This window comes from Micromonospora sp. MA102, assembly GCF_025460765.1.
Taxonomy (GTDB): Bacteria; Actinomycetota; Actinomycetes; order Mycobacteriales; family Micromonosporaceae; genus Micromonospora; species Micromonospora halotolerans.
The window spans coordinates 289334-311275 of the sequence record NZ_JAMWEG010000003.1 but is presented as its reverse complement, the minus strand read 5'-3'; the positions used below and the strand labels follow the sequence as shown (position 1 = coordinate 311275).

Here is a 21942-nt window from a genome sequence, read left to right as displayed (position 1 = left end):
CTGAGCGGCATCCCTTACGCCGGGTCGATGGCGGCGGCCGTCTCCCCCACCATCAGCCGGGCATCCTCGGCCACGTTCCGCTTGACCACGGCGAGGGCGATCTGGCCCAGCTCGAAGTGGTGCACCGCGGTGCCCACGAAGCCGATCGCCCGGCCGTCCAGCGTCACCGGCGTGCCGGCGGCCGGCGGCTGGTCGGTGGTCACCCCGTCCAGGTGCAGCAGGACGAGCCGGCGGGGCGGCTTGCCCAGGTTGTGCACCCGGGCCACCGTCTCCTGGCCGCGATAGCAGCCCTTGTCCAGGTGCACGGCAGACCCGATCAGGCCGACCTCGGCGGGAATGGTCCGGTGGTCGGTGTCCACCCCGGCCCGGGCCTGCCGGGCGGCCACCCGCACCGCCTCGTACGCCCACAGCCCGGCCACCGGCACACCGGCGCCGCGCAGCTCGTCGACCACCCCGGCCATGGCCGCGCGGGGCACCAGCAGGTCGACGCCGAGCGCCACCCGCCGGGCCCAGCCGCCGACGGCCAGCGGCTTCACGTCGTACACGACGGAGGGCCGGGACGGCAGCTCGCCGGAACGGAACTTCGGACCCGGCACCGCGACCACGTCGGGCGCGGCCAGACCGGTGACCCCGAGGGTGTCGAGCGCGCCGGTGGCCTCCGGCCCGACCAGCGAGAGCAGCGCGTGGTCGGCGGTGACGTCGCGCGGGTCGACCTTGCTGAAGAACCGCATCTTCTCCAGGTAGGAGAGGAGGCCGTCGGTCATCCCGGGCTCGGTGTCCAGCCAGGTGGTCTCGCCGTCCTCGGCGACCAGGGCGTGCTGCTCGACGTGCCCGTGCGGCGAGAGCACCAGCAGCTCGGTGCCCTGCCACGGCCGCAGCGCGGCCAGGTGCTGGCTGGTCAGCGTGTGCAGCCACGTCATCCGCTCCTCGCCGGGGACCGCGATCACGCCCCGGTGCGAGCGGTCGACCAGACCCACGCCGGTGGCCAGGATGCGCTGCTCGCGCATCGGGTCGCCGTAGTGGGCGGCCACCGGGCCGACCCCCGCCGCCCGGTGGGCCGGCTCGGGCTGCTCCCGGGTCTCCTCGTCGATGGCCTCGGCGGCCACCGCGCCCGCGATGTCGATCATTTGCGTTCCCCGTCCTCGCACTGGCCGCAGACGCCGAAGAGCGCCACGTGCCCGATGTCGACCTGGAATCCCCGCTGCGCGGCCAGCTGGTCGGCCAGCGGCCGGAGCAGCTCGGGGTCTATCTCGTCGATCGCACCGCACTCCCGGCAAACCAGGTGGACGTGCTGGTGCTCACCGGCCGCGTGGTAGGTCGGCGAGCCGTGCGACAGGTGGGTGTGGGTCACCAGGCCGAGGCGCTCCAGCAGCTCCAGCGTCCGGTAGATGGTGGTGATGTTGACCCCGGCGGCCACCTCGCGCACCGCCGTGTGCACCTGCTCCGGCGTGGCGTGCCCCAGGTCCAGGACGGCCTGGAGGACCAACTGCCGCTGCGCCGTCAGCCGCAGCCCACGGGAGCGGAGCAGTTCCGCGAGCGAGGATTCGGACACCGTCCGATCATAGTTCGGCCGCCGCGCCGGTCCGCCCGCCGCCGGGGGTACGCCACTACGCTGCGCTCGTGGTGGCGACGCGGGTGGCCGTGCCGGGCCGGGGCGTCGTGCCGGCCGACGCGGCGGTGCTGCGTGGCGACGACCGGGGCGTGCTGCACGGCGACGGCCTCTTCGAGACGATGCACCTGCGCGGTGGTGAGCCCTGGCTGCGCGACGCCCACCTGGCCCGGCTGCGGGCCGGCGCGGCGGCCATCGGGCTGGCCCTGCCCGCCACCGACGTGCTGGTCGAGCTGCTGGACACGGTCCGCGCGGGCTGGCCCCCGGAGGTCGAGGGCGCGCTGCGGCTGGTCTGCACCCGGGGGCCGGAGGGCGGCGGGCCGCCGACGGTCTACGCCACGCTGGGCGAGGTGCCGGCCGCCGCGCGGCGGGCCCGGCGGGACGGGGTGACGGTCGCCACCCTGCCGCTCGGGGTGGCCGCCCGGTCCCGCCCCGAGCTGGGCTGGCTCCCGGCCGGTGTGAAGTCCACCTCGTACGCGCTGAGCACCGCGGCCCGCCGCTGGGCCGAGCGGGCCGGGGTGGACGACGTGCTCTGGGTCTCCAACGACGGCTACGTGCTGGAGGCGCCCACCGCGAACGTGGTCTGGCTGAGCGGGGGCACCCTGTGCACGGTCCCGGCGGCGACCACCGGCGTCCTCCCCGGCGTGACCGCCCACTGGCTCATGGACCACGCGGGCGAGCTGGGCCTCACGGCAGCCGAACGCCTACCCACCCCGGCCGACCTGCACGCGGCCGACGCCATCTGGCTGACGTCATCCCTCCGCGGTCTGGCCGAGGTGACCTCCCTGGACAGCTCCCCCCGCCCCCGCTCCCCCCACACCACACCCCTGCTCACCCTCCTGGGCTTCCCCCACCCCTGACCGGCGACCCCGCCCGGCAGTGTTGATCATGAAGTTATTGCGCCGACACGCCGAGGCGACGGGCAATAACTTCATGATCAACGGGCGGGGCCGGACGGAGGTGGGAGTGGGGGTGGGGTTAGCCGGCTACTCGGGTCAGGCGGGCGGACAGGTGGGGGCTCAGGGGGTGGCCCAGGGCGGCCATCTCCTGGGCGTACAGGAGGGCGCCCTCCACGATGCCGAAGAGGCGGGCGCCGGCGGTGACCTCCTTGGCGGTGGCCGTGCGGACCACCGCGTCGGTGGCGAACTCGATCTGGGTGCCCGTGCGCTTGCCGATGTGCAGCTCCATCACGCCCGTGGGCGTGGTCATGAGCGCTTCCAGCTCGTCGGTGACCCGGTCGCCGTCCAGCACCGGACGCCACCAGCCCACCTCACGGCCGGCCGGGCGGACCGGGCGGCTCTGCTCGTCGAGGATCCAGGCGCGGGACTCGTAGAACAGGAACGGCCGGCCGTCGTGGCTGATCCGGATCTCCTGCGCGAAGTCGAAGTCCTCGATGGTGGGGAACCCGCCGCGACCCCGCCCGCGCCACACCCCGATGTACGGCAGCAGGCCGTCCAGGCTCCGGTGCAGCTTCGGGCCGACGCGCAGGTCGTGGCTCTCCTCGTACGGGTACGGGTCGACCGGCGGCGCGTTCAGCCACGGCGGCTGAAGCGGGTTCTCGCTCACCGCGCCACCTTCGTTCGCGACTGCGGGGCTCGCAAACCCGGCTCACTCCTCGCGCTCACCATTTTCCTCTCGAGATGCGTACGGCAAGGTAGACCAGGCCACCGGCGAGCGCGCCCAATCCGGCGACCAGCAGGCTGACGAACCCGATCTCGGTAACCATCCCGGCCATCCTATGCTGGGCGTCATGGCCCGCACTCTCGTCGTCAAGGCCACCGCCGGAGCCGACGCCCCGGAGCGTTGCGCCCAGGCCTTCACGGTCGCCGCCACCGCCGCGGCCGCCGGGGTGGACGTGTCGCTCTGGCTCACCGGGGAGTCGACCTGGTTCGCGCTGCCCGGGCGCGCGCAGGAATTCGAGCTGCCGCACTCCGCGCCGCTGGCCGAACTGCTGCACGTCATCCTGACCACCGGCCGGGTGACCGCCTGCACGCAGTGCGCGGCCCGTCGCGACATCGGCCCGGACGACGTCATCCCCGGCGTCCGGATCGCCGGGGCGGCGGTCTTCGTCGAGGAGGCGATGGCCGAGGGCGCCCAGGCCCTGGTCTACTGACCGATCCGGCCGCGCGGCGGATGTCCGTTCCGCGTGGACTGCCGATCCTTGCCCGACATGTCCGGCCGCTGCCTACGATCCTGATGTGGGCGAGGCGATCGAGCGGTTCTTCGCATCCCTGCCGGCGCGTGCCCCGGCGGTGCTGCGCGGGCCCACTCGCGGCCGCCTGCAGCTGGACCTGACCACCGGCAACCGCACCGAGCATTGGTTTCTCGAAATGGCACCCGGGAGCGTCCGGGTGACCCGGGAGCAGTTGCCGGCCGACGCCGTCTTCACGGTCAGCGCCGACCTGTTCGAGGGCCTGGTCACGGGCCGGGAGGCCGGCATGGCGGCGGTGCTGCGCAACGAGGCCACGTTCAGCGGCCAGGTCGTGCTCTTCCTGCTGTTCCGCCGGTTCTTCCCCGATCCGCCCGGTGTCCGGGACCCCCGGGAGACGGCCCGCGAACAGGTCCGGCGGTCGATATGAAGGAACGTGTCAGCATCCTGGACGGCAACACCTTCCTGGTCAGCGACCGGCGCGGCGACATCGAGCCGTCGTTCGACTTCCCCACCGGGCTGTTCTCCTTCGACACCCGGTTCATCTCGACCTGGCTGCTCACCCTCAACGGGCAACGCCTCCACGCGCTCTCGATGGACGACTCCCTGTCGTACCGGACCCGGTTCTTCCTGGTGCCCGGGGAGCCGACGCACTACCTGGACGCCAAGGTCTCGATGATCCGCAGCCGGTCGATCGGCGGCAGCTTCGAGGAGGAGTTGACCCTGCTCAACCACTCCGGGCAGGAGGTGGAGTTCATTCTCCGGCTGGACATCGGCTCCGACTTCGCCGACCTGTTCGAGATCAAGCACCGGCGGCAGAAGAAGGGGCGCACCACACCCACGGTCGGCGAGAACCAGCTGCGGCTCACCTACCGGCGGGAGGGGTTCCACCGGGAGGCGGTGGTGGACAGCAGCGCGCCCACCGAGGTCGACCGGGAGGGGATGACCTTCCGACTCCGGGTCGGGCCGCACGGCGAGTGGACCACCCGGCTGCACGTGGCGACGAAGATCTACGGGGCCCGGGGCGAGGACATCCGGTCCACCCTGCCGCTCGGCGGGCAGCGCTCGGTGGGAGCCATCAACGCCGAGCAGAACGCGCTGATCGCGCGGGCCCCGAAGCTGGGCTGCGACTGCCAGCCGCTGGCCGGGGCGTACCGGCGCAGCCTCAACGACCTGGCCGCCCTCCGGTACGAGTCGATCGCGCTCGGCGTGCGGCTGCTCGCCGCCGGCCTGCCGTGGTTCATGACCCTGTTCGGGCGGGACAGCATCTTCACCTCACTCCAGGTGCTGCCGTTCCTGCCGGAACTGGTCCCGCCGACCATCCTCATGCTGGCCGGTCTCCAGGGCAGCCGGGTGGACGACTTCCGGGACGAGGAGCCCGGCAAGATCCTGCACGAGCTGCGCTACGGCGAGACCGCCGGCTTCGAGGAGCAGCCGCACTCGCCGTACTTCGGCTCGGCCGACACCACGGCGCTCTTCGTGATCCTGCTCGACGAGTACGAGCGGTGGACCGGGGACGCGAAGCTGGTCAGGCAGCTGGAACACGAGACGCGGGGCGCGCTGGCCTGGCTCGACACGTACGGGGACCTGCTCGGCACGGGCTACGTCTGGTACATGACCCGCAACCCGGAGACCGGCCTGGCGAACCAGTGCTGGAAGGACTCCTGGGACTCGATCTCCTACTCCGACGGCCGGCTGCCGCCCTTCCCCCGGGCCACCTGCGAACTGCAGGGCTACGCGTACGACGCCAAGCTGCGGGGCGCCCGCCTGGCCCGGACCTTCTGGAACGACCCGGCGTACGCCGACCGGCTGGAACGGGAGGCCGCGGCGCTGAAGGAGCGCTTCAACCGGGACTTCTGGATCCCCGGGCGGGAGTACTACGCGCTCGCCCTGGACCCGGACGGGCGGCACGTGGACGCGCTCAGCTCCAACATCGGCCACCTGCTCTGGAGCGGCATCGTCGACGAGTCCCGCGCGGCGACGATCGCCGGGCACCTGCTCGGGCCGCGGCTCTTCTCCGGCTGGGGCGTGCGGACCCTCGCCGACGACCAGGGCCGCTACAACCCCATCGGCTACCACGTGGGCACGGTGTGGCCGTTCGACAACTCGATCATCGCCTGGGGTCTGTGGAAGTACGGCTTCCGGGAGGAGGCCGGGCAGATCTGCGACGCGATGCTCGGCGCGTCCCGATTCTTCAACGGGCGGCTCCCCGAGGCGTTCGCCGGCTACGAGCGCGGACTCACCGACTATCCGGTGGAGTACCCGACCGCGTGCAGCCCGCAGGCCTGGTCGGCCGGCACCCCGCTGCTCCTGTTGCGGGTGATGCTCGGCCTGGAGCCGCAGGGCGAGCACCTGATCATCGATCCCGCCGTTCCCGGGGGAATGGGCCGGGTGGAGCTGCTGGACATCCCCGGCCGGTGGGGCCGGGTGGACGCCCTGGGGCGCAGTCGCGAGCCGTACGACCAGCGCCACGGGCACTGACCGCCCGGGTCAGGCCGGGCAGGGACTCGTGATCGCCACCCGCACCCGGTCGTCGACCCGCTCGGCGAGCACCGCGAAGCTGCCGCGCAGGGCGTACTCCTCGGCGGAGTCGCGGAGCACCAGGGAGCCGTCCACGTCCGGGAAGGCCGCCGCGAGCGGGGTCCCGGCCGGCCCGCCGGCCGTCTCGACCCGGGCCGTGCGGGCCGTTCCGCCTCCGGGGCAGGGCGCCGCGAGCACCTGGACGGGACCGCCCGCGCCGCCCCAGCGGCCCACGGCCCGGCCCGCCTCCGCGGTTTCGGCCGCGGCGTCGGCTGCCGGGGGCCGGTAGCCCGCCCCGACCGGACGGCAGCCGGTGGCCGCGGTGAGCACCACCCGGCCGGGCCCGGCGGACCGGCCCTCGACGGTGACGAACTCCCCCGCGTCGGCGCGCAGCCGCGGCTCGCCGTCGAACGCCGAGACGCCCGCCCGCCAGTCCGGCGGCAGCCGGTCGGCCACCCGCTGGAGCAGCTGGCGTACGTCGTCGCCGGCCAGCACGACCGCCACGCCGCGCTCCAGCTCGGCGCCGTCGTCCAGGGGCGTGACCCGGCAGCCCCGCTCGATCCGGTCCGGCAGGAGCGCCGGCACCCCGTCCCGGCCGACCGCGGCGATCAGCCGGCCGAGTGCCCGGTCCACCACGGGACCGGCCTGGTCCAGCGAGCGCTGCTCCTTCACGGTCGGCGGGTCGTGCCGCACCGACCACCAGGTGAGACCGGCGAGCAGCACCGCCCACGCCGCCGTGGCGGCCACCAGCCAGCGCAGCCGACGCCGGCCGGGGGCCGGCTGGTCGGGACGGGTCGGCGGCGCGTAGCCCGCCTGGACGGCCTCACTCACCGGGCCATGGTGTCACGCCGCGACGACCGACCGGGCCGCGCCTCGGCACACCCGGCGATCAGCCCGCCGGGCGCCGGAACGGCTCGTGGCCCGCCATCCTCCACGGGACGGCGGGCCACGATCAGAGCGTGGGTCAGGCGGCGACCGTGACGGTCACCTCGTTGATCCCGCGGGCGGCGGTGACGGCGGTGTCGCCGTTGCCGTGCCGGGAGAGCGCCCGCAGGGTCCAGCTGCCCGGCGCGGCGAAGAACCGGAACTGGCCGGCCGGGGAGGTCACCACCTCGGCGGTGAACTCGCCCGTCGAGTCGAGCAGCCGGACGTACGCGCCCGGCACGGCCTCGCCGGACTCGGCCTTGACCAGGCCGGTGATGACGGTTTCCTTCTCCAGGTCCAGGCTGGCCGGGAGGGGGGCGGCCTGGTCCGGGGCGGCGCAGCCCGCGGCGGTGGGAGCGGTCATGGGGATCAGGCCTCCCCGGGCTCGTCGCCGAGCGCGACCGGCACGCCGACCAGCGAGCCGTACTCGGTCCAGGAGCCGTCGTAGTTCTTCACGTTGCGGTGGCCGAGCAGCTCCTGGAGCACGAACCAGGTGTGCGAGGAGCGCTCGCCGATCCGGCAGTAGGCGATCGTCTCCTTGCCGTCGTCCAGGCCCGCGTCGGCGTAGATCCGGCGGAGCTCGTCGTCGGACTTGAAGGTGCCGTCCTCATTGGCCGCCTTGGACCACGGGACGCTGATCGCGGTCGGCACGTGGCCGGCCCGCTGAGCCTGCTCCTGCGGGAGGTGGGCCGGGGCGAGCAGCCGGCCGGCGTACTCGTCGGGGCTGCGCACGTCGACCAGGTTCTTGGTGCCGATCGCGGCGACGACCTCGTCGCGGAAGGCGCGGATCGAGGTGTCCGGCGCCTGCGCGACGTACTGCGTCGCCGGGCGCCGCACCGGGTCGGTGACCAGCGGGCGGGCGTCCAGCTCCCACTTCTTGCGGCCGCCGTCGAGCAGCTTGACGTCGCGGTGGCCGTAGAGCTTGAAGTACCAGTACGCGTACGCGGCGAACCAGTTGTTGTTGCCGCCGTAGAGGATGACGGTGTCGTCGTTGCCGATGCCCCGCTCGGAGAGCAGCGCGGCGAACTGGTCCTGGTTGACGAAGTCCCGGCGCACCGGGTCCTGGAGGTCGGTGCGCCAGTCGAGCTTGACGGCGCCCGCGATGTGGCCGGTGTCGTAGGCCGAGGTGTCCTCGTCGACCTCGACGAAGACGACGCCCGGGGCGTCGATGTTCTTCTCGGCCCACTCGGCCGAGACGAGTGCGGTGTCGCGACTCATCAGATCACTCCCTGTGAGGATGGATGGTGAGCCAGCGCGCGGAGATCGAAGTTGGTGATTGTCGCACCACGCGCGGGACCCAGAGCTAGGAACGGATCACGGGTACGTGCGACGGCGCCGCTGCCGGGCGAAGAGGGGGAAACCGGAGGGTACGCGGACCCTGTGTGCCGGTGGCCGCTAAGCGGCCGAGGACAGCCCCGCCGTCAGATGACGGGGCGACACAGGCAGGTGGCCACGCGGCACAGGTCGACCGCGCGCCGTTTGGTGAGGAGCGTCCCCATGGACAGGGAGACTACCAGTCGGCCCGCAGGCTGCCACCGGGCCGACCAGCATCCGGGACACGGCCGGGGTGGCGTGCGGCGCCTCAGCCGGCGGAGTTGATCGGCACGTTCCGCGCGTCGGCGTCGACCACGAGGCCCTCCGGCCTCGGCTCCACCTTGCGCACGTTGAGCTGGAAGGGCAGCTCCGGCAGGGGCACGTCGACCGAGATGCCCTTGGCGTAGTTGGCCAGCAGCGTCTTGGCGAGCGGCAGGTTGGGCAGGCCCTCGGCGGTCACGTCGTTGAAGCGCAGGGCCACCTTGCCGCCCGCGACCGTCACGTCGGCGGTGCCGTTCACGGTCAGCTTGGCGCCGAGGATGTCCACCGGCGCGGTGACCGCGAGCTTGCCGTTCCGCTCGCCGAGGGTGAGCCCGGGGCGGTCGAGCAGCTTCGCCAGGCTGTCGTAGGTCACCGTGCCCCGGCCGTCGACGGTCTCGGCCACCACGTCACCCTGGCCGGAGCGGAGGGTGTCCAGCGACGCCTTGACGTTGCGCGCGTCCACGTCCAGCCGCGGCACGCTGACCGCGTCGCCCTGCACCTTGCCCTGCACGTCGGTCAGCACGATCGAGATGCGCTCGTACTTCCCGGCGAGCACCTGGGTGAGGAACGGGAAGCCACCGACCTCGACCTGGGGCGCCGAGGACTGCGCGTCCTGCTTGGCGACCTCTTTCTTCACCTGGTCGGCGATGGCGCGCTCGGCGACGCCGGCGGCCACCCGGTCGGCGACCACCAGGAGCCCGGCCAGGACCAGCAGCAGGACGACGAAACCGACCAGCACCTTCCGGCCCCGCCGCCGGGGTCGGCCCTCGTTCGCCGGGTACGCCTCTGCCACGCCGCCTCCTGACTTCGCCGCATCACCGCTTCTCGCGGCGCAACGGTACTTACCCGAGGCGCCGTCGCCCCAACCGCGGGGCTCAGAGGAAGAGCACGCACATGGCGTACGCGGCCGGCGCGGCGAGCGCGAAGCCGCCGAGCGGGCCCTGCATGTGCCGGGCCACCCACATGGTCGGCGGCTCACCGGCCATCAGCCGGCCCGCCTCGGCGTACCCCACGGCGAGGTCGGCCAGGACGGCGGTGCCGGCGGTGACCAGGCCGACCAGCGCGGCGCTGGTCGGGGTGAAGCCGACCAGGTAGCTGCCGAGCACCGCGCTGGTCAGGGTGCCGAGCATGGCCCCGGCGACCACGCCGGCGGCGCCGCGGGGCACCTGCGGGGCGAGCCGCGGCCAGGGGGCCACCGCGTCGGTCAGCCTCGCCACCAGCAGGGCCACCCCGGTGGCGGTGAGGCAGACGGTGATCGCCTGGGTGCCCTTCGGGATCCGGCTGAGCACGATCAGCGTGGCGAAGGCGACCACCCCCACGACGATCAGCAGGGTGCCGCCCAGCGAGTCGGTCACCCGGACCCGGTCCACCCGGCGGAAGAGCTGGCCGAGCACGGCGAGCACCAGGCCGGCGGCCGCCGCGTAGCCGAGGGGGGCCAGGCCGGCGATGTCCGACTGCACCGCGGCGGCGTCGGCGATCCCCGCCGCGGCGGCGCTGACCAGCGCGACGACCAGCAGCGCGGGCGGCCGCATGGCCATGGTCCAGGCCAGCACGAAGAGCAGTTGGACGCCGAAGATGATGAACGCGAAGGGCAGCCGGTGCCCGGGGCCGGCGGTCTGCGCGCCGAGCACCAGGCCCACGCCGAGCAGCGCGGCGAAGCCCGCGACGGTCAGCGCGAGCGGGCGGCGCACCGGGACCGGAGGCACCTCCTCCTCGGGCACCTCCTCGGGCTCGTCGTCGGGGCGCCGGCCCGGCCCGCTCTTGCGGAGCCGGCGGGGGCCCTTCCGCTCCCGCCCGCCGCTGTCGTCGGCCGGGCCGGTGCGCGGGGCCGGCGGGTAGCCACGGGCGGGGCCGGCGGGCCCGGAGGCCGCGTCGTCGGGCCACGGTTCACGGCCGGTGTCGGGCGAGGTGGAGGGAAACACGCACCGATCGTGCCAGACCCGGCCGGTCGGGCGGAGTCACGGTTTCGGCAACGTTAAAACCTGAGCCGCGATCAGGGGCAGACCAGACAAACAGGAAAGGGTACGGAGGTGACGGCCGGGCGATCGGTTACGCTCAAGCCGTTACCCGCCCGTCAGCGACGCCGGGACCCACGCAAATTCTCAGCGTCACCCGTCACGGAGTGCCGCTGGTCGCGCGCGGCCGGAGGGCCGCCGGGACGGAGGTGATCGTGTGGAGCTCCTGCTGCTGGTGACCGCGCGCGCAGGTGAACCATCGGCGGTGCTGCCGGCGCTCGACCTGCTGCCGCACTCGGTCCGCACCGCGCCGCGCGACGTCCGCACGCTGGTCTCCGGCCCGACCCCGGACGCCGTCCTGGTGGACGCCCGCGCCGAGCTGAGCGAGGCCCGCGCGACCTGCCGGATGCTGCACGCCACCGGGCTGGGCGTCCCGCTGGTCGCGGTCGTCACCGAGGCCGGGCTGATCGCGCTCAACGCCGACTGGGGTGTGGACGACGTGATCCTGGCCGGCGCGGGTCCCGCGGAGGTGGAGGCCCGGCTGCGGCTCGCGGTCGGCCGGCTGAGCAACGCGACGGCGGGCGCCGGCGGTTCGATCCGGGCCGGCGAGCTGACCATCGACCCGGACACCTACGCGGCCAAGCTGAAGGGCCGCCCGCTCGACCTCACCTACAAGGAGTTCGAGCTGCTGAAGTTCCTGGCCCAGCACCCGGGCCGGGTGTTCACCCGGGACCAGCTGCTCCGTGAGGTCTGGGGCTACGACTACTTCGGCGGCACCCGCACGGTCGACGTGCACGTCCGGCGGCTGCGCGCCAAGCTCGGCTCGGAGTACGAGTCGATGATCGGCACGGTGCGCCAGGTGGGCTACAAGTTCGTCGTGCCGCCGTCGCGCTCGCTGCCGGAGTCGGAGCCCGCCCCGCTGCCCGTCTGAGCGAGGCTCCCGCCGCGTCCCCCATCGGGGATGCCTACCCCATTTTGCCCTATTTGCCTGCCCGGTCAGCCCTACTCTGACTGCCGGGATCTGCCGGGCAAAGGGGGCGACGGTGCGTGTGGTGACCACGGGGGCGAAGAACGGCCGGGCGGGCTGATGTCGGCCTCGACGCTCCGCGCGGCCGGGATGGTGACGGTGGTGGTGGCCGCGCTGCTCGGCTCCGCTTTCGCGCTCGGCCGCAGCCTCATGCCCGACCAGCCGCACCGGGGCGCCGGCGTGGCGGCCAGCGTCCACGCCCCGCGCTACGGCGACCAGCCACCCAGCACCGAGTTCCCCGGCCCGCCCGCCGGCGACCACGGCGAGCCGAGCCCCGACGCCAGCCCGAGCGCCGCGGGCAGCGGCGGCCCGGCCGACGACAACGAGGGTCCCTACGGGGCGCGGATCTCCACCGGCTCGGCCCGGATCGCCCTGACCTTCGACGACGGCCCCGACCCACGGTGGACGCCGCAGGTGCTCGCCCTGCTGAAGGAATACGGCGTGAAGGCCACCTTCTGCATCGTCGGCGAGAACGCGGAGAGCCACCCGGACCTGGTGCGGTCGATCGTGGCCGACGGGCACACCATCTGCAACCACTCGTGGAACCACGACCTCACGCTGGGCAAGCGCTCGCAGGACGCGATCCGCGACGACCTGGTGCGCACCAACGACGCGATCCGGGCGGCGGCGCCGGACGTGCGGATCGCGTACTTCCGGCAGCCGGGCGGGGAGTGGACGTACCCGGTGGTCTCGACCTGCGAGGAACTGGGCATGACGCCGCTGCACTGGGCGGTGGACCCGACGGACTGGCAGGCGCCGGGCGCCGCCAAGATCGAGGCCGCGGTGCTGGCGCAGACCGGCCCGGGCTCGATCGTGCTGATGCACGATGCGGGCGGCGATCGCTCCGGCACGGTCGAGGCGTTGCAGCGCCTGCTCCCTGAGCTGCTGGACCGCTTCCAGCTGGAGGCGCTGCCCACCGGCACCACGTGACCACCGCCACCGCCCGGTGCCCGCGTCCGGCATGATCGACGGCCCGCCGGCCGCTACGGTGGCGGGATGAGCAGCACCACGCCGACCGCCGACCGTGTCGCCCGCGCCGACCGGCTGGCGCCGGTCGAGGTCGCCGAGGTGCTGGCGCTGGCCCGCACCGCCGGCGACGCGGACGGCGCCGACCCGCTCGACGAGCACGTGCTGCTCCGGCTGCGTGACCCCGAGGCACCCGCCGTGCACCTCACCGCCCGTGCCGCCGACGACACCCTGACCGGGTACGCCCACCTCGACACCACCGACCCCGCCGAGGGGATCGGCGTCGAGCTGGTGGTGCATCCGGCGTACCGGCGACGCGGCACCGGGCGGGCCCTCGCCCGGGGCGTGCTGGCCGCCGCCTCCGGGCCATTGCGCGCCTGGGCGCACGGCGACCACCCGTCGGCCGCCGCGCTCGGGGTCGACCTGGGCTTCACCCGCGCCCGGGTGCTCTGGCAGCTGCGCCGCCCGCTGACCGCCGCGCTGCCCGAGCCCGCCCTGCCGGACGGGGTACGGCTGCGCGCGTTCCGCCCCGGCGAGGACGACGACGCCTGGCTGGCGGTCAACAACGCCGCCTTCGCCCAGCACCCCGAGCAGGGCCGGTGGACCACCGACGACCTGCGGCTGCGCCTCGCCGAGCCGTGGTTCGACCCGGCCGGTTTCCTGCTCGCGGAGGACTCGGCCACCGGCCGGCTGCTCGGCTTCCACTGGACCAAGGTGCACGATCGCCCGGGCTCGGCGCGGATCGGCGAGGTCTACGTGCTCGGGGTGGACCCGTCCGCGCACCGCGGCGGCCTGGGCCGGGCGCTCACCACGGCCGGCCTGTCCTACCTGCGGGACCGGCGAGGGCTGGACCGGGTGATGCTCTACGTGGACGACTCCAACGGTGCCGCCGTGGCCCTCTACGAGCGCCTCGGCTTCGCCCGCTGGTCGGCGCACGTCAACTACCACCTCGGCTGACGCCCGGCGCCACCTCCTCACCCCTCCGGGCAGCGGTCACGGCCGCGTCACGCGGTGGCTTTGGCCGGATAACGGCTGCCCGGAAAAATCGTATTATTGGCGATAGTGGGCTGCGGGTTCACGAAATGGACAACGGGCCCTCAGGCGACGGCCATCCGGCCGGCCGCGCCTGTTCATCTTCCGTTCATTTCCGACCGGCGAACCGTCTACCTGGCACTTCTACCTTTCCTTTCAGCCGGTCAGCGCCGGCACCCGGGAGACCGGGCGACCTGACAAAGACGTGAAGGGAAACCCCTCAGGTGAAGCTCCAGCGGCACGGCGCCATTGCCTGCCTCGCTCTTACCGCGGTGCTCGGTCTCAGCGCCTGCGGCTCGGACAACAACGAGCCGACCGGCACCTCCGCCTCCGGCTCCGCCGCCGCGGTCGACTGCGGCAAGGGCACGCTGAACGCGCAGGGCTCCTCCGCGCAGAAGAACGCCATGTCCGAGTGGATCAAGGCGTACCAGCAGAAGTGCGCGGGCACCACGATCAACTACGAGCCCACCGGCTCGGGCGCCGGCATCCAGGCCTTCATCGCCGGCACCGCCGACTTCGCCGGGTCCGACTCCGCGCTCAAGCCGGAGGAGCAGCCGCAGGCCGACGCCAAGTGCAGCGGCGGTCAGGCCCTCAACCTGCCGATGGTCATCGGCCCGGTGGCCATCGTCTACAACGTCAGCGGCGTGGACAACCTCCAGCTCACCCCGGCCACCCTGGCGAAGGTCTTCGCCGGCAAGGTGACCAAGTGGGACGACCCGGCCATCAAGGCCGACAACCCGGACGCGAAGCTGCCGTCCACCGCGATCCAGGCGGTGCACCGCTCCGACGAGTCGGGCACCACCGACAACTTCACCAAGTACCTGTCGAAGACCGCGGAGTCCGACTGGACCTTCGGCAACGCCAAGGCCTGGAAGGCCCCGGGCGGCGTCGGCGCGGCCAAGTCCGACGGTGTGGCCGCCAAGGTCAAGAGCACCGACGGCACCATCAGCTACGTCGAGTGGTCCTACGCCGAGAACGGCGGCCTGAAGAAGGCCAAGGTCAAGAACGGCGCCGGCGAGTTCGCCGAGCTGACCGCCGAGTCGGCGGGCAAGACCATCGCCGGGGCCAAGATCGAGGGCCAGGGCAACGACCTCAAGATGTCGATCGACTACAAGACCACGGAGGCCGGGGCGTACCCGATCGTCCTGGTCACCTACGAGATCGTCTGCAGCAAGGGCCTCGCGGCCGACAAGCTGCCGCTGGTCAAGGGCCTGCTGAGCCACGCCGCCAGCGCCGAGGGCCAGCAGGACCTGGTCGAGCTGGGCTACGCCCCGCTGCCCGACTCGGTCCGCGCCAAGGTCGAGACCGCGGTCAAGAGCCTCTCCTGACGCACTGACCACACACTCCCTCTACCGAAGCGAGCGAGCAGATGGGTGACACCCCTCACCGCTCGGCGCACGCCGGCACCGGCGGGACCCGCGTGGCCACGAGCCACGAGTGGCCCGCCGGTGCCTCGGCGCGTGTGGCCGAGCCCTCCGGCATCCCTGGCATCCCCGACAACGGCCTGGGTGGCGGCGGCGGGCTGCCCCGGGCCCGGGCCTTCGGCGCGGAACGCGCGTTCCGTGGCCTGACCCTGGCCGCCGGCACCACCGTCCTGGTGGTCATCGCGGCCATCGCGATCTTCCTTGTCGCCAAGGCCGTGCCGGCGCTGCGGGACAACAGCGAGTCCTTCTGGACCTTCGAGGGCTGGTTCCCGAACGACGATCCGCCGAAGTTCGGCATCGGCGCGCTCGCCTTCGGCACCGTGCTCACCGCGCTGCTCGCCCTGCTCATGGCGGTGCCGGTGGCGCTGGGCATCGCCCTCTACCTGTCGCACTACGCCCCGCGCCGGCTGGGCAGCACCCTCGGCTTCCTCATCGACCTGCTGGCCGCCGTGCCGAGCGTGGTCTTCGGGCTCTGGGGCCGGGACTACTTCGCCCAGCCGGTCGCCGACCTGTCGGCCTGGCTGCACCGGTACTTCGGCTGGATCCCGATCTTCGGCGACGGCCCGTACGGGAACTCGATCCTGCTCGGCTCGGTGGTGCTGGCGATCATGGTGCTGCCCATCGTCACCTCGCTCTCCCGCGAGGTGTTCCGGCAGACCCCGACCGCCAACGAGGAGGCCGCCCTCGCCCTGGGCGCCACCCGCTGGGAGATGGTCCGCACCGCCGTCCTGCCCTACGGCCGGCCGGGCGTGATCGCCGCGGTGATGCTCGGCCTGGGCCGCGCGCTCGGCGAGACCATCGCCCTGGCGCTGACCCTCGGCTCCACCTACGCCATCTCGTTCAACGTGCTGCAGAGCGGCGGCAACTCGATCGCCGCGAACATCGCGAACCGGTTCGCTGAGGCGAACGACACCGGCCGGGGCGCGCTGATCGCCTCCGGCCTGGTGCTCTTCGCGATCACGCTGATCGTCAACATCACCGCGCGGGCGATCATCTACCGCCGCCGCGAGTTCACGGAGTCGGCCGCATGACCACCACCGTCACCTCCCACCGCCCGCAGCCCCCGGCCCAGCCGCTCACGCTGCGGGCCCGGCGACTTCCGGCGTACGCCGCGCCGGTCATCGCCGTGGTGGCGCTGCTGGCCTCGGCCGGCATCGTCTACGGCGCCGGCATCGGCGGCCCGGTCCTGGTCGTGGTCCTCGGCGCGCTGCTTTACCTGGCCGGCCTCTACGCCGCCGCGAACGCGGTGGAGGGCCGCCGGGCCGCCCGCAACCGGACCTGGAGCGCGCTCATCCACTCCGCCTTCGTGCTGGCGGTGCTGCCGCTGGCCTCGGTGGTCTGGACGCTGGTCAGCAAGGGCTCCGAGCGGCTGGACGGCAACTTCTTCGGCACCTCGATGAACAACATCGGGGCCCGGGACGCCAACGGCGGCGCCTACCACGCCATCATCGGCACCCTGGAGCAGGTCGGCATCGCCACGCTGGTCACCGTCCCGCTCGGCGTGCTCTGCGCGATCTACGTGGTCGAGTACGGCCGGGGCCGGTTCGCCTTCACCATCCGCTTCTTCGTGGACGTGATGACCGGCATCCCGTCGATCGTCACCGGCCTGTTCGTGCTGGCCTTCTGGGTGCTGATCGTGTCGCCGTGGTTCAACGACGGCCGGCCGGGCTTCTCCGGCTTCGCCGCCGCGCTGGCCCTGAGCGTGCTCATGCTGCCGACCGTGGTCCGGTCCACCGAGGAGATGCTCCGCCTCGTGCCGGCCCCGCTGCGCGAGGGCGCCTACGCCCTCGGCGTACCGAAGTGGAAGACCATCCTGCGGGTCGTGCTGCCGACCGCGCTGCCCGGCATCGTCACCGGCATCATGCTCGCCATCGCGCGGGCGGCCGGCGAGACCGCGCCGGTGCTGCTCGTGGCCGGCGGCGGTGCCGCGATCAACTTCAACCCGTTCGAGAACAACCAGTCGTCGCTGGCCCTCTTCGTCTACCAGCAGGCCGGCGAGGCCTCGAAGTACTCGCCGGCACGGGCGTGGACCGCGGCGCTGACCCTGGTCGCCCTCGTCCTCGTCCTGACCGTCGCGGCGAAGTTGCTGGCCCGTCGTAACCGGCTCGGCCGATGAACCCCGGAGGTACCACCACCATGGCCAAGCGCATCGAAGCCACCGGCGTCTCCGCCTACTACGGCGGGTTCAAGGCGATCGAGAACATCAACCTGACCGTCGAGCCGAAGACGGTCACCGCCCTGATCGGCCCGTCCGGCTGCGGCAAGTCCACCTTCCTGCGGTCGGTCAACCGGATGCACGAGGTGCTCCCGGGTGCCCGGGTCGAGGGCAGCCTGACGATCGACAACCAGGACATCTACGACCGGGACGTCGACGTCACGGCGGTCCGGCGGATGATCGGCATGGTCTTCCAGCGGCCGAACCCGTTCCCCACCATGAGCATCTTCGAGAACGTGGTGGCCGGCCTGCGGCTCAACGGCGTGCGGCGCAAGTCGATCCTGGAGGAGGCCGCCGAGAAGGCGCTCCGCTCGGCGAACCTCTGGGACGAGGTCAAGGACCGGCTCGGCAAGCCGGGCGCCGGCCTCTCCGGCGGTCAGCAGCAGCGGCTCTGCATCGCCCGCACCATCGCGGTCGAGCCGCAGGTGGTGCTGATGGACGAGCCCTGTTCGGCGCTGGACCCGATCTCCACGCTGGCCATCGAGGACCTGATGTTCCAGCTCAAGGACAAGTTCACCATCATCATCGTCACGCACAACATGCAGCAGGCCGCCCGGGTGTCGGACCGGACCGCCTTCTTCTCCATCGAGAAGACCGGTGACCCCGGCCGGCTGATCGAGTACGACAACACCCAGAAGATCTTCAGCAACCCGAGCCAGAAGAAGACCGAGGACTACATCACCGGCCGCTTCGGCTGAGCCGCTGCCGTCCCGGTCCGCGGGGCCCCGGTCGATCCCGACCGGGGCCCTCGGTGTGTCCGCGTACCGGCTCCCGCTCAGCGCAGCGCGGCGAAGAACTTCCGGAGGTCCGCCGCCAGCAGGTCGGGCACCTGGTGGGCGGCGAAGTGGCCGCCCCGGTCGTAGGTGTGCCAGCTGACGATGTTCTTGTGGTCGCGCTCGGCGAGCGTGCGGATCGACTGGAAGTCCCAGGCGAAGTTGGCCAGGCCGAGCGGCACCGTCGTCGGCTCCGGCGCCGCCGTGCCCCGCCCGTTGACCTTCTGCGTCGGGTGCACGGCCTCGGCGTCCTCGTAGTAGTAGCGGGCCGCCGAGGCGGCCGTGTTGGTCAGCCAGTAGATGGTCGTGTTGGTGAGGACGTGGTCGGCGTCGATCTGGTCGCCCATGAGCTGGCCCAGCCAGCCGAGCAGGCCCACCGGCGAGTCGGCCAGCGCGTGGGCCACGTTCTGCGGCTCGGTCGAGTGCAGCTTGTCGTAGCCGCCCCGGCGCTGCACGAACCAGTCGGCGAACGCCACCTTGCCCCGCTCCTCCTCGGTGAGGGCGGCCAGCTCGGCCGGGTCACCGGACGGCAGGGAGAAGACCTGCGTGACGTGCACCCCCAGCACGTGCTCCGGGTCGGCCCGGCCCACCTCCGGCGACACGAACGCGCCGAGGTCGTTGCCGGCCGCGCCGTACCGCTCGTAGCCGAGACGGCGCATCAGCTCGGCCCAGGCGCGCGCCACCCGGTGGCGGTTCCAGCCGCGCTCCCGGGTCGGCCCGGAGAAGCCGAACCCCGGCACCGACGGGATCACCAGGTGGAAGGCGTCGGCCGGGTCGCCACCGTGCGCCCGCGGGTCGGTCAGCGGACCGATCACGTCCAACCACTCGGCGACGGTGCCCGGCCAGCCGTGGGTGAGGACCAGCGGGGTGGCGTCCGGCTCGGGCGAGCGGACGTGCAGGAAGTGCACCCGCTGCCCGTCGATCTCGGTGGTGAACTGCGGGTACGCGTTGAGCCGCGCCTCCCACTCCCGCCAGTCGTAGGTGGTGCGCCAGCGCTCGGCCAGGCGCCGCACCCAGCTCAGCGGGACGCCGTACTCCCAGCCGGGCGGGACCGGGCCGGCGGGGGCGGCCGCCGCTTCGGGATCGGCGGGCAGTTCCTCGGCCCAGCGGGTCCGGGCCAGCCGGTCGGCGAGGTCGTCCAGGTCGGCCTGCGGGACGTCGATACGGAACGGGACGATCGCGGTGTTGTCTGCCATGCCCCTGAGCGTAGGAAGCTATTAGGAACACTCCGTTCCTAATACGCTGGCAGAATCCGGGAAATGTTGGAGACCTCGGCGCGGCTGCTGCGCCTGCTGTCGCTGCTGCAGACCCCGCGCGACTGGACCGGCGCCGAACTGGCCGAGCGCCTCGCGGTGAGCACCCGGACCGTGCGCAACGACGTGGAGCGGCTGCGCGAGCTGGGCTACCCGGTGCACGGCACCCGGGGCGCGGTGGGCGGCTACCGGCTGGGCGCCGGCGCGGCCCTGCCCCCGCTGCTCCTGGACGACGAGGAGGCGGTGGCGGTGGCGGTCGGGCTGCGGACCGCCGCCGGCGGCAGCGTCGCCGGCATCGAGGAGACCTCGCTGCGGGCGCTGGCCAAGCTGGAGCAGGTGCTCCCCCACCGGCTGCGCCGCCGGGTCACCGCCCTGCACACGCACACCGTCCGCGTGCCGCACGACCAGCCCGGCCCAACCGTGGACGCCGGGACGCTCAGCGCGATCGGGGCGGCCTGCCGGGACCGGGAGCGGCTGCGGTTCGACTACGTCCGGCACGACGGGACCGCGGACCGGCGGGACGTCGAGCCGTACCGGCTGGTCAACTGGGGGCGGCGCTGGTACCTGGTGGCCTTCGACCCGGCGCGGGACGACTGGCGCACCTTCCGGGTGGACCGGCTCACCCCGCGTACCCCGACCGGCCCGCGGTTCGCGGCGCGCGAGCTGCCCGGTGACGTGGTGGACCGCGTGCGGCAGGGGGTCTCGTCGGCCGCGTGGCGGCACCGGGCACGTGTCCGGGTGCACGCCCCCGCCGAGGTGGTGGCCGACCGGATCAACCCGGCCGTCGGCACCGTCGAGCCGGCCGGCGAGGCGGCCTGCCTCCTGCACACGGGCGCCGACCGGCTGGAGACGATCGCGGTCTGGCTCGGCCTGCTCGACCTCGACTTCACCGTCGAGGACCCGCCCGAGCTGGCCGACCTCCTGCGCTCCCTCGCGGAGCGCTACCTCCGCGCCGCCGGCTGACCCTCAGGAGAGGCGGAAGCGGGGCGCCTCGGCGTCGGAGAGGTCGAGATGCGGGGTGACCGGGGCGCCCGCGTCGCGCCCGGCCGCCGCGCGGCCCACGCCGGCCAGGTCGCCGGCGGCGGCGACCTCGCCGAGGGTCACCATCGTGGGCGGCAGCATGGTCAGCTCGCCGGCCTCCGCCCGCGCCAGGGCGTCCGCCGGGCGCAGCCACAACGTGTGGTCGGCCTCGCCGGAGACGTCCCGGGTCCGCTGCCCGTCCGGCAGCAGGGCGACGAAGAAGTACGTGTCGAAGCGGCGCGGCTCGAACTCCGGGGTGATCCACCGGCTCCACGGCAGCAGCAGGTCGGACCGGAGGGTGAGCCCCTTCCCGGCCAGCAGGTCGGCGAAGCCGGTACGCCGGGCAACCAGGTCCTGCCGGGCCGCCTCCCAGTCGTCCCCGCTCACGTCCCCCACCACGGTCCCCCCGTCCGGGCCGGCCAGCAGCACGCCCGCCTCCTCGAAGACCTCCCGGGCGGCGGCGCACACGACCGCCTGCGCGGCGGCCGGGTCCAGGTGGAGCCGCTCGCCCCACCCGGCCGGCGCCGGGCCGGCCCAGTCCAGGTGCGCCTGCGAGTCGGAGCGGTCCACGCCGCCGCCGGGGAAGGCGTACATCCCGCCGAAGGTCATCGCGGCCACCCGGCGGATCAGGTACACCTCGAAGTCGGCGCCGGCCGGGCGGAGCAGCAGCACGGTGGCGGCGACCCGTGGCACGGCCGGCACACCACCCTCGGCGCGGAACCGGCGGGCGTGCTCCACCAGGGCGGGGGGTGCGGCGAAGCCGTCGATCGTCATGAGCCGAGCCTAGTTCCCGACCAATGGATCATGCCTCCGGCGGCGGGCCGGCGTCGCGGGTGGACCGGTTCGCGGGACTGCGGTCGCCCACCGCGCATGGCAGGGTCGTGACCCATGATCGATGAGTTCGCGAAGGAGTATCTGCACAGCGACCTGCGCCACATCCGCGGGACGATGCTGTGGAAGCTCGACGGAGTGTCCGAGTACGACGTACGCCGCCCCCTGACCGCGACCGGAACCAACCTTCTCGGCCTGGTCAAGCACCTCTCGATCACGGAGGCCAGGTACTTCGGCGCGGTCTTCGACCGGCCGTTCCCCGAGCCCCTGCCCCGGTGGGACGCCGACGACGACGGCACCGACATGTGGGCGAACGAGCACGAGACGCGCGAGGAGATCATCCAGCGCTACCGGCGGGTGTGGGAGCACTCGGACGCGACGATCGAGGCTCTCGCCATCGACGCGCCCGGCCATGTGCCCTGGTGGCCACGCCCGAACGTGAAGCTGTTCAACATCCTGGTCCACGTGCTCAGCGAGACGAGCCGGCACGCCGGCCACGCCGACATCCTGCGCGAGCAGCTCGACGGCGCCACGGGTGCGGCAGCCGAGTACGCGCACCTGGAACCCGACCGGGCGACCTGGGCGGCGCGGTGCGCGGCGATCGAGGCGGCCGCCCGAGCAGCCGCCGGCGCACAGCACTGAGCTTTCCCGACGGGTGGATCTTCGTCC

The 21942-nt window shown here is 73.3% G+C and carries 25 protein-coding genes; 13 read left to right on the top strand and 12 right to left on the bottom strand.

Annotated features, from left to right (window positions below):
• Positions 1-14: 14 nt before the first annotated feature.
• Together NFX44_RS08015 and NFX44_RS08010 are read right to left on the bottom strand one after the other, a co-directional pair.
• On the bottom strand, positions 15-1127 hold the full coding sequence (locus NFX44_RS08015; protein ID WP_262282866.1) for a folate-binding protein YgfZ: 1113 nt from the start codon (positions 1125-1127) through the stop codon (positions 15-17).
• Complete coding sequence (locus NFX44_RS08010) at positions 1124-1552, bottom strand: Fur family transcriptional regulator (protein WP_262282865.1); 429 nt, start codon at positions 1550-1552, stop codon at positions 1124-1126. Before NFX44_RS08010 ends, NFX44_RS08015 begins: the two co-directional genes overlap by 4 nt.
• 68 nt (positions 1553-1620) lie before the next feature.
• Between NFX44_RS08010 and NFX44_RS08005 the strand changes: the two genes are divergently transcribed.
• Positions 1621-2469, top strand: coding sequence for an aminotransferase class IV (locus NFX44_RS08005; protein ID WP_262282864.1), 849 nt, complete (start codon positions 1621-1623; stop codon positions 2467-2469).
• A 118-nt stretch (positions 2470-2587) separates the two neighbouring features.
• On the opposite strand, the gene NFX44_RS08000 is transcribed toward NFX44_RS08005, so the two are convergent.
• Both NFX44_RS08000 and mtfM read right to left on the bottom strand, forming a co-directional pair.
• Entirely contained in the window at positions 2588-3175 is a 588-nt protein-coding gene (locus NFX44_RS08000) for an FABP family protein (RefSeq protein ID WP_262282863.1), read from the bottom strand.
• 55 nt (positions 3176-3230) lie between these two features.
• Complete coding sequence (gene mtfM / locus NFX44_RS33235; protein WP_046570768.1) at positions 3231-3335, bottom strand: small membrane protein MtfM; 105 nt, start codon at positions 3333-3335, stop codon at positions 3231-3233.
• 12 nt (positions 3336-3347) lie between these two features.
• On the opposite strand from mtfM, the gene NFX44_RS07995 reads away from it, so the two are divergent.
• The 3 genes from NFX44_RS07995 (at position 3348) to NFX44_RS07985 (ending at position 6239) form a co-directional block, all read left to right on the top strand.
• Positions 3348-3722: a DsrE family protein gene (locus tag NFX44_RS07995; RefSeq protein WP_262282862.1), complete on the top strand. Its 375-nt coding sequence runs from the start codon at positions 3348-3350 to the stop codon at positions 3720-3722.
• Positions 3723-3807: 85 nt separating this feature from the next.
• Complete coding sequence (locus NFX44_RS07990) at positions 3808-4188, top strand: SCP2 sterol-binding domain-containing protein (protein ID WP_262282861.1); 381 nt, start codon at positions 3808-3810, stop codon at positions 4186-4188.
• Complete coding sequence (locus NFX44_RS07985; RefSeq protein WP_262282860.1) at positions 4185-6239, top strand: glycogen debranching N-terminal domain-containing protein; 2055 nt, start codon at positions 4185-4187, stop codon at positions 6237-6239. The genes NFX44_RS07990 and NFX44_RS07985 overlap by 4 nt, the downstream gene beginning before the upstream one ends.
• 9 nt (positions 6240-6248) lie before the next feature.
• Here NFX44_RS07985 and NFX44_RS07980 read toward each other — a convergent pair whose 3' ends face one another.
• The 6 genes from NFX44_RS07980 to NFX44_RS07960 all read right to left on the bottom strand — a co-directional run bounded on the left by NFX44_RS07980 (position 6249) and on the right by NFX44_RS07960 (position 10699).
• Positions 6249-7109, bottom strand: coding sequence for a hypothetical protein (locus NFX44_RS07980; RefSeq protein ID WP_262282859.1), 861 nt, complete (start codon positions 7107-7109; stop codon positions 6249-6251).
• 133 nt (positions 7110-7242) lie between these two features.
• Complete coding sequence (locus NFX44_RS07975) at positions 7243-7566, bottom strand: DUF1416 domain-containing protein (protein WP_262282858.1); 324 nt, start codon at positions 7564-7566, stop codon at positions 7243-7245.
• A gap of 5 nt (positions 7567-7571) precedes the next feature.
• Positions 7572-8420, bottom strand: a complete 849-nt coding sequence (locus NFX44_RS07970; protein ID WP_262282857.1) for a sulfurtransferase — start codon at positions 8418-8420, stop codon at positions 7572-7574.
• 203 nt (positions 8421-8623) lie between these two features.
• Positions 8624-8701, bottom strand: a complete 78-nt coding sequence (locus tag NFX44_RS33230; protein ID WP_311202345.1) for an Ms5788A family Cys-rich leader peptide — start codon at positions 8699-8701, stop codon at positions 8624-8626.
• A gap of 83 nt (positions 8702-8784) precedes the next feature.
• The gene (locus NFX44_RS07965; RefSeq protein WP_262282856.1) at positions 8785-9570 is read right to left on the bottom strand and encodes a DUF2993 domain-containing protein; all 786 of its coding nucleotides are present in this window, start codon (positions 9568-9570) and stop codon (positions 8785-8787) included.
• An 82-nt stretch (positions 9571-9652) separates the two neighbouring features.
• Positions 9653-10699, bottom strand: a complete 1047-nt coding sequence (locus NFX44_RS07960; RefSeq protein ID WP_262282855.1) for a hypothetical protein — start codon at positions 10697-10699, stop codon at positions 9653-9655.
• Positions 10700-10949: 250 nt separating this feature from the next.
• Here NFX44_RS07960 and NFX44_RS07955 point away from each other — a divergent pair, with 250 nt between their 5' ends.
• From NFX44_RS07955 to pstB, 7 genes are all read left to right on the top strand, one after another.
• Positions 10950-11663 carry a response regulator transcription factor gene (locus tag NFX44_RS07955; RefSeq protein ID WP_091267462.1) on the top strand — a complete coding sequence of 238 codons (714 nt, stop codon included), beginning with the start codon at positions 10950-10952 and terminating at the stop codon, positions 11661-11663.
• A gap of 156 nt (positions 11664-11819) precedes the next feature.
• Positions 11820-12689 carry a polysaccharide deacetylase family protein gene (locus tag NFX44_RS07950; RefSeq protein WP_262282854.1) on the top strand — a complete coding sequence of 290 codons (870 nt, stop codon included), beginning with the start codon at positions 11820-11822 and terminating at the stop codon, positions 12687-12689.
• Positions 12690-12755: 66 nt separating this feature from the next.
• Positions 12756-13682, top strand: coding sequence for a mycothiol synthase (mshD, locus tag NFX44_RS07945; RefSeq protein WP_262282853.1), 927 nt, complete (start codon positions 12756-12758; stop codon positions 13680-13682).
• 299 nt (positions 13683-13981) lie between these two features.
• A complete protein-coding gene (gene pstS / locus NFX44_RS07940) occupies positions 13982-15085 on the top strand; it encodes a phosphate ABC transporter substrate-binding protein PstS (protein WP_262282852.1) in 1104 nt (367 codons plus the stop codon).
• Between the two features lie 41 nt (positions 15086-15126).
• The gene (gene pstC / locus NFX44_RS07935) at positions 15127-16212 is read left to right on the top strand and encodes a phosphate ABC transporter permease subunit PstC (RefSeq protein ID WP_262282851.1); all 1086 of its coding nucleotides are present in this window, start codon (positions 15127-15129) and stop codon (positions 16210-16212) included.
• Positions 16209-17297: a phosphate ABC transporter permease PstA gene (pstA, locus tag NFX44_RS07930; RefSeq protein WP_262282850.1), complete on the top strand. Its 1089-nt coding sequence runs from the start codon at positions 16209-16211 to the stop codon at positions 17295-17297. The genes pstC and pstA overlap by 4 nt, the downstream gene beginning before the upstream one ends.
• A gap of 20 nt (positions 17298-17317) precedes the next feature.
• A complete protein-coding gene (pstB, locus tag NFX44_RS07925; protein ID WP_262282849.1) occupies positions 17318-18094 on the top strand; it encodes a phosphate ABC transporter ATP-binding protein PstB in 777 nt (258 codons plus the stop codon).
• Between the two features lie 77 nt (positions 18095-18171).
• On the opposite strand, the gene NFX44_RS07920 is transcribed toward pstB, so the two are convergent.
• Positions 18172-19365, bottom strand: coding sequence for an epoxide hydrolase family protein (locus NFX44_RS07920; RefSeq protein WP_262282848.1), 1194 nt, complete (start codon positions 19363-19365; stop codon positions 18172-18174).
• A 63-nt stretch (positions 19366-19428) separates the two neighbouring features.
• Here NFX44_RS07920 and NFX44_RS07915 point away from each other — a divergent pair, with 63 nt between their 5' ends.
• A complete protein-coding gene (locus NFX44_RS07915) occupies positions 19429-20385 on the top strand; it encodes a YafY family protein (RefSeq protein ID WP_262282847.1) in 957 nt (318 codons plus the stop codon).
• A 3-nt stretch (positions 20386-20388) separates the two neighbouring features.
• Here the strand turns inward: NFX44_RS07915 and NFX44_RS07910 are convergent, their stop codons facing one another.
• Complete coding sequence (locus NFX44_RS07910; protein WP_262282846.1) at positions 20389-21216, bottom strand: NUDIX domain-containing protein; 828 nt, start codon at positions 21214-21216, stop codon at positions 20389-20391.
• A 114-nt stretch (positions 21217-21330) separates the two neighbouring features.
• On the opposite strand from NFX44_RS07910, the gene NFX44_RS07905 reads away from it, so the two are divergent.
• A complete protein-coding gene (locus NFX44_RS07905) occupies positions 21331-21915 on the top strand; it encodes a DinB family protein (RefSeq protein ID WP_262282845.1) in 585 nt (194 codons plus the stop codon).
• Positions 21916-21942 lie beyond the last annotated feature (27 nt).